Raw genomic sequence first — 6,879 nt, forward strand, 5'->3', positions numbered from 1 at the left:
GCGAGCGGAGCGAGGACTTTTGCGCCGCTGTGCGGCGCGAAAGTAACGGCATTTTTGAAGGCTGTCGAAAAAGTCCCTGGACTTTTTCGACAGCCTGAGCCCGGCGCGAAATGCTTCGCGCCGGGCTGTTTTTCGTTCTTTTTCAGGCCAGCTTTTTCTCCTCCTCCGGCTGGGCGGGGGCGGTCTGCCGGGCGGGCGGGGCCAGGGGGAGCACCACAGTCATGCGGGTGCCGATGCCCTCCCGGCTGGTCACCTCGAACCAGCCGCCGTGGCGGTCCACAATCCACTTGGCGATGGCCAGGCCCAGGCCGGTGCCGCCGGTCTGGCGGGCCCGGGACTGGTCGGTGCGGTAAAAGCGCTCAAAGATATGGGGCAGGCTCTCGGCGTCGATGCCCTGGCCCTCGTCCTGGACGGTGAGACGGGCGGTGCCGTCCCGTTTCTCCACCCCCAGGCGGATGTGTCCGCCGGCGGGGGTGTACTTGATGGAGTTGTCCACCAGAATGCGCATGGCCTGCTTGATGAGGCCTATGTCGGCGTGGATGGTCACGTTCTCCTCCCACCGGGCGGAGAACTGGTGGGTCTGGTCGATCATCTCGGTCTCCCGCAGCACCTCGGCGGCCACGGCGGTCAGGTCGAAGTCCTCAAACTCCACGTGCATGGACTCGTTGTCCCCCCGGGCCAGGAAGAGCAGCTGCTCCACCAGCTCCTTCATGGAGGCGGCCTCGGCGCTGATGGCGTCGATGGCCTCCTGCCGGGTCTCCGGGTCGTCCTTGCCCCAGCGGTTGAGCATGTTGGCGTAGCCCTGGATGACGGCGATGGGGGTGCGCAGCTCATGGCTGGCGTCGGAGACAAAGCGCATCTGGGAGCGATAGGCCTCGTTGATGCGGTCCAGCATGGCGTTGATGGCCTGGGCCAGGGTCTTCAGCTCCTTCTGCTGGCTGGTCACCGAGATGCGGGTGTCCAGGTGGGTGGCGTTGATCTGGTCCAGCTTGCCCGCCAGGGCCTGGAGCTCTTCCGGGGACATGCCGGAGACGGTGTTGAGCCGGGCCGCGGCGGCGGCCAGGTCCTGGATGGGACGCAGGGTCTTTTTAATGGTCCCGGCGTTTTTGAACAGGTTGGAGATGAGGCTGAGAAGCTGGAACACCAGCAGCACCCGGGACGCCACGGAGAAGAAGGTCATGGGCCCCTGGAGGTCCAGGGTGATGGCGTATGGCTCCTCCCCCGGCATCTCCACAGTGTAGCTGGTGGCGCCGCCGGTGTGGAAGGCCACCAGGAAGAAGAAATTCATCTCGCCCGGATTGAAGTACCGCACGCCCCGGGCGGTGGCGTCCGGGGAGGGCAGCCACTCGGGCAGGCGGAAGCCCTCGCCGGTCCCGCCGCCCGCGGTGACGATGTAGTTGCCCGCGTTCATCCACTCGGTGGCCTCCGCCGTGGGCACGCCCCGCTCCTCCACCAGGCCGTTGATCTCGGCCGCCTGCTTCTCGGCCCAGATGAACATGCCGCCGCAGAAGATCAGGGTGATGAGCAGATTCATGCCCACGTAGATACCCAGCAGGCGGAAAAAGAGCCTGGTGTTGAGCTTCAGAACAATGGAGGACTTGGTCCGCTCCGGCCTGTTGACTTGTTTCGCTGCCATACTCCATTCCCCATTCCGCGCCGGTACGCGCCGGCCTGTCCGCTTTTTCCCGCCGGGGGTCAGCCCTCCAGCCACGCCAGCACAGGGGCCAGCTGTTCTTCCGTAATCCAGCAGCCGCCGGCGGCAAAGGCCTCCTTCATCTGGCGGTCCGTCTCAGTCTCCGCCGGGCGCCTGGCCACCGTCCGGGCCATGGGAGCCATGACGGCTTTGTACAGGGCCGGGAGCTGCCGCGGGGCATACCCGCCCCGGAGATAGAACAGGGGCGTCCGGGCGTCCAGGCCGTTGTCCCGGGCCAGCTTCTCCCGGTCCACCTGCTCGGGCAGGGCCATGCCCACGGCGCACACGGCCTGTACGTCAAACCGCTTCCGGGCCTGCTTGAGGCCCTTCACGCCGCCGGCCATCAGCCAGCCCAGGTAGATCACCGGCGTATTGGGGGCCAGACCGGCCTCCTTCAGCTCCAGCACCGGCAGCTCCGCAGCCCTGCCCAGCATGTGGGCGTACCGCTGGGTATGCCCGGTGCAGCTGGTGTAGACAATCGCTCCCGCTCTCATTCGCTCTCCTCCCGGATGACATAGCCCACGCCGCGGACGGTGTGGATCAGCTTGATGCCAAAGGCCTCGTCAATTTTGGCGCGGAGGAAGCGGATATACACGTCCACCGCGTTGGTCTCCCCCACGAAGTCAAAGCCCCACACGTTGTCCAGCAGGGACTCCCGGGAGATGACCTTCTCCTTGTTCTCCAGCAGGTAGCGCAGCAGGTCGAACTCCCGGCGGGTCAGCTCCACGGCCGTGCCCTTCACGGTGACCTCGTGGCGCTCCGGGTCCATGGTGAGGGGCCCGGCGGTGAGGACGGTCCCCTCCTGCCGCGCCGGCCGCTTGCGCAGGGCGGCCCGGATGCGGGCCAGCAGCTCCTCAATCTCAAAGGGCTTGGTGATATAGTCGTCCGCCCCCGAGTCCAGGCCGGACACCTTGTCCACCACCGTGTCCCGGGCGGTGACCATGATAACGGGCACCTGGCTCTCCCGCCGCAGGCGGCGGAGCACCTCCATGCCCGACATGGACGGGAGCATGATGTCCAGCAGAATCAGGTCAAAGCCGCCGGAGAGGGCCTTTTCCAGGCCCTCCCGTCCGTCAAAGGCCTTCTCCACCTCGTAGCCCTCGTAGCGCAGCTCCAGCTCCACCACCCGGGCCAGCTTCTCCTCGTCCTCCACCAGCAGAATCTTATCCGGCATACCCCTTTGCCTCCCAACAGGCGGCCTGTCGCGCCGCCCTTACTCCTTCTTGTCACCGCTGGAGAGCCAGCGGTCCAGCTCCTCCAGCTTCTTGTCCACGGCCCCCAGGGCCTTATCCACGGCGCTGATGGCCTTGTCGGCCACGTCGGCCCGCTGGGCGGCCTCCGCCGCCTTCTTCACGGCGCGCTCCGCCGCGCTGGCCGCCCGCTCGGCCGCTCTCGCCGCCTTCTCCCCGGCGGCCTCCGCCTTTCTGCGCCGCTCCCGGCGCTTCTCCTCCCGGTCCGGCTCGCCGGCGGGCGGTTTCTTTTCCTTCTTCTCGCCGGTGAACTCCCGGTGCACCTCCCGCACCATGCCGTCCACCGTGTCGGACATGCTGTCCATCACGCTGTTGACCGACTCCTTGCCCAGGTCCGGCCCCGCGAAGCGGTACCGGCAGCCCAGGAACAGCCCGATGATCAGCAGGGGCATCGAGATCCAGAACACCAGGATGATCAGCAGCGCCAGAATGAGCACCGGCATGGAGGTCATCATCTCCCCCCGGCGCCACACCTCGAACTGGTTCACCGTGGCGTGGCGGAGCAGGTTCTTCCCCGCCTCCCACACCTCGGCGGCGCCGTCCCGCCAGTCGCTGCGCTTCTTTCCCCGGCCGCTCTGGCCGTTCTCCGGGCTTAGCACCAGCCGGGCGGCCTCCGCCGCCTTCTCCCCCGGCCTGGTGGTGAAGGTGGCCCCGGCAGTGCGGCTGTGCCCCTCCCGCTCCAGCAGAATGATGGCGTCCAGCAGATTGCCGCCGGTCCGCTCCAGGGCGTCCCGGCATGCCTCGTAGGTGGCGCCCGACTTCTCCCGGAGGCGCTCCACCTGTTCCATTGTCACTGCCATGGAGGTTCCCCCATTTCCTGTTATCTGGGAACAGTATACCTCCGCAAGGGGGCGGAGACCATTTACTGATTCTTAAAACTCAATTAAAATGCCTGCCCTCACAGCCGGGCCGCGCCGGTATCCCGGGCGGCCTGGGCCACGGCCTGGGCCACGGCGGGGGTAATTCTGGGGTCAAAGCCCTCGGGCACAATGTGATCGGGCGCCAGATCGTCCCCCACCAGATCGGCCAGGGCATAGGCGGCGGCCAGCTTCATCTCGTCGTTGATGTCCCTGGCCCGCACGTCCAGGGCGCCCCGGAACACGCCGGGGAAGGCCATCATGTTGTTGATCTGGTTGGGGAAGTCGCTCCGGCCGGTCCCCACCACGGCGGCGCCGGCGGCCAGGGCCGCGTCGGGCATAATCTCGGGCACCGGGTTTGCCATGGCAAAGAGGATGGGGTCCTTGGCCATGGAGCGCACCATGTCCTGGGTGACCAGGTTGGGGGCGGACACGCCCACAAACAGGTCGGCGCCCGCCATGGCCTCGGCCAGGCCGCCCCGGACAGCGGGCCGGCTCAGCTCGGCCAGCTCGGAGAGCCAGGGATCGCCGGCCAGGTCGGGCCGGCCGGGATAGACCACGCCGTGGATGTCGCAGAGGACGGCGTGGCGCAGGCCCATCTTCCACAGCAGCTTGAACACGGCGGTGCCCGCCGCCCCCGCGCCGGAGAACACGGCGCGGATATCCCCGATGTTCTTCCCGGTGAGCCTGAGGGCGTTGGTAAGGGCGGCCGCCACCACAATGGCGGTGCCGTGCTGGTCATCATGGAAGATGGGGATGTCGCAGCACTCCTTCAGCCGCTTCTCAATCTCAAAGCACCGGGGGGCGGAGATGTCCTCCAGGTTGACGCCGCCGAAGGAGCCGGAGAGCAGGCGGATGGTATTGACAATGTCGTCCACGTCCTTGCTGCGGATGCACAGGGGGATGGCGTCCACGCCGCCGAAGGCCTTGAGCAGGAGGCACTTGCCCTCCATGACGGGCATGCCGGCCTCGGGGCCGATGTCGCCCAGGCCCAGTACGGCGGTGCCGTCGGTGACGACGGTGACCGTGTTCCACCGGCCGGTGAGCGCAAAGCTCTTGTCCGGGTCCTTCTGAATTTCCAGGCAGGGGGCTGCCACGCCGGGGGTATAGGCCAGGGAGAGGGCCTCCCGGCTGTCCACCGCCACCTTGGGCGTTACACTCAGCTTGCCTCTCCACTGGTAGTGCAGGCGCAGGGACTCTTTTGCATAATCCATAGACGGGCCTCTTTTCACATGATTTCCCGGCGGCGCTCTGCCGCTCGGGGGCAATTATTTTGTTATTATACTATGCCCGCCGGGATGGCGCAAGGGCGGCCCGGTTCTTTCCACTTTACCCGGCCGGAGGGGGTGTGGTATAATAATTATGTATTGCCCCATCCCCTTTCCTCCATCCCTTTTTCCGGGAGGTGTGCTGAATATGAACTGGAAAAAATGCCTGCTCTCCCTGCTGTGCGCCGCCGCCATTGTGCTGGGGATCTCCCTGTCCGGCGCCCGGGCGGCCGAGGGCAGGATTACCATTCTGGCCCTTAACGACCAGGTAATCACCCCTATCAGCTCCACAAATATGCCCATCCAGGTGGGCGGCACCTACTATCTCCCCTATACGGTGTTTGACCCCAATGTGGTGGACGTGGACCTGGGCGTCAAGTACTCCCTGCGGGACAATGTCCTGACCCTCTACACCAAGCAGGCGCTGCTGAAATACGACCTGAACGCCGGCACCTGCGAGGACCGGGACGGCAACACCGGGTACACCCGGGCCGTTGTCCGGGGCAGCATGATCTATGTCTCCATGCCCAGCGTATGCTCCTTTTTCGGCATCCAGTCCTATCAGGAGGCCACGGCCTACGGCCAGGTCATCCGCCTGACCACCTCCAGCGCGGTGCTCTCCGACCGGGATTTCATGGACTCTGCCCTGTCCACCTCCATTGCCGACGCCTATAAAAAGTACTGGCAGGCCCAGGAGAGCCTGAACCCCTCTCCGTCCCCCTCCCAGCCGGCGTCTCCCTCCCCGTCGGTCCCCACGCCCTCTCCCTCGCCGTCCCCCACGGACACGGACAGCGGGGACAAGCGGCATGTGACGGTCTCCCTGGCCTTCCGCCACACCGACGGGACGGGGCTGGCCGATATCCTGGACCTCTTGGCCCAGGAGAACCTCTCCGCCCTCTTCTTCCTGCCGCCGGACGCCGTTGGGGACAGCGCCGCCCTCATCCGCCGCATGGTGGGGGCGGGGCACGGCGTGGGGCTGTCGGTGGCGGGCGGGCCTGCCGCCGATGCCGCCCAGCTGCTCTCCGAGGGGAACCGGCTGCTGGAGCTGGCCACCCATATGAACACCCGCACCGTCCTGGTGGAGAACGGGGACGACGGCACCATCGCCGCCCTGGAGGCGGACGGCTGGTCGGCCTGGGTGGGCAACGTGTCCCCGCCCGAGTCCTCCTCCGTCTCTTACAGCGCGTCGTCGGTGCTCCGCAGCGTGGACGCCAAGCGGTCCCTGGCCTATATCACCCTGGACGACGACGCCCGCTCGGCCCAGATACTGGCCACCATTCTGCCCGCCCTTCGGGAGGACGGGTATACCTTCCGCCTGGCCGTGGGAGAGGCGCTGGACTGGTGAGGAGGTCTGCCCATGAGAACCGTTCTGATGAATCATGCGCCCGTCCCGTCCGATGAACGTCGGGCCAGACTGCTGCGGCACCTGCTGGGCCGGATGCTGGAGCTGGAGGAGGACGGTCTGCGGGTGGACGCTCCCGACGACCCCTTTGCGTTTCACGGGCCGCTGGTGTTGGTGGCCTTTACCAGCCGGGACAACGAGGAGATGGCCCGCCGTCTGGAGGAGGAGTATCACATTTTGGTCTCCTGCGCGGATGGCGGCATCCTGCTCTGTCCCGCTCCCGGTGTCACCTTTGAGGACATGGACTATGTCCAGGGCGCCGTGTACCAGCTGCTGCTGGAACAATCCTGATTTTCCACCCCGGAGCGGCTGAACAGCCCCAGATTATACGGACAGTACAAAAAAGCCCCTGGTAGGAAATATAGAGTTTTAGTAGGAGAGGCGTCGCGCCAGCGGCGCCTCTCCAGTC

At 66.3% G+C, this 6,879-nt stretch carries 7 protein-coding genes; 2 read left to right on the forward strand and 5 right to left on the reverse strand.

The window, feature by feature from the left end:
* Nucleotides 1-142: 142 nt before the first annotated feature.
* The 5 genes from QZY67_RS11235 to QZY67_RS11255 form a co-directional block, all read right to left on the reverse strand.
* Nucleotides 143-1,636, reverse strand: coding sequence for a HAMP domain-containing sensor histidine kinase (locus tag QZY67_RS11235; RefSeq protein ID WP_295370359.1), 1,494 nt, complete (start codon nt 1,634-1,636; stop codon nt 143-145).
* Nucleotides 1,637-1,695: 59 nt separating this feature from the next.
* Nucleotides 1,696-2,187, reverse strand: a complete 492-nt coding sequence (locus QZY67_RS11240; RefSeq protein WP_294531622.1) for a hypothetical protein — start codon at nt 2,185-2,187, stop codon at nt 1,696-1,698.
* Nucleotides 2,184-2,867 (reverse strand): response regulator transcription factor, encoded by a 684-nt coding sequence (locus QZY67_RS11245; RefSeq protein WP_295370362.1) that lies wholly within the window; start codon nt 2,865-2,867, stop codon nt 2,184-2,186. The genes QZY67_RS11240 and QZY67_RS11245 overlap by 4 nt, the downstream gene beginning before the upstream one ends.
* A gap of 39 nt (nt 2,868-2,906) precedes the next feature.
* Nucleotides 2,907-3,743, reverse strand: coding sequence for a hypothetical protein (locus QZY67_RS11250; RefSeq protein WP_295370364.1), 837 nt, complete (start codon nt 3,741-3,743; stop codon nt 2,907-2,909).
* Nucleotides 3,744-3,841: 98 nt separating this feature from the next.
* On the reverse strand, nt 3,842-5,014 hold the full coding sequence (locus QZY67_RS11255) for an NADP-dependent malic enzyme (RefSeq protein WP_295370366.1): 1,173 nt from the start codon (nt 5,012-5,014) through the stop codon (nt 3,842-3,844).
* A 202-nt stretch (nt 5,015-5,216) separates the two neighbouring features.
* Here QZY67_RS11255 and QZY67_RS11260 point away from each other — a divergent pair, with 202 nt between their 5' ends.
* Together QZY67_RS11260 and QZY67_RS11265 are read left to right on the forward strand one after the other, a co-directional pair.
* The gene (locus tag QZY67_RS11260; RefSeq protein ID WP_295370368.1) at nt 5,217-6,413 is read left to right on the forward strand and encodes a hypothetical protein; all 1,197 of its coding nucleotides are present in this window, start codon (nt 5,217-5,219) and stop codon (nt 6,411-6,413) included.
* 12 nt (nt 6,414-6,425) lie between these two features.
* Nucleotides 6,426-6,761: a hypothetical protein gene (locus tag QZY67_RS11265; RefSeq protein WP_295370369.1), complete on the forward strand. Its 336-nt coding sequence runs from the start codon at nt 6,426-6,428 to the stop codon at nt 6,759-6,761.
* The last annotated feature ends 118 nt before the right edge of the window (nt 6,762-6,879 follow it).

This window comes from uncultured Pseudoflavonifractor sp., assembly GCA_904419835.1.
Lineage (GTDB): Bacteria > Bacillota > Clostridia > Oscillospirales > Oscillospiraceae > Pseudoflavonifractor.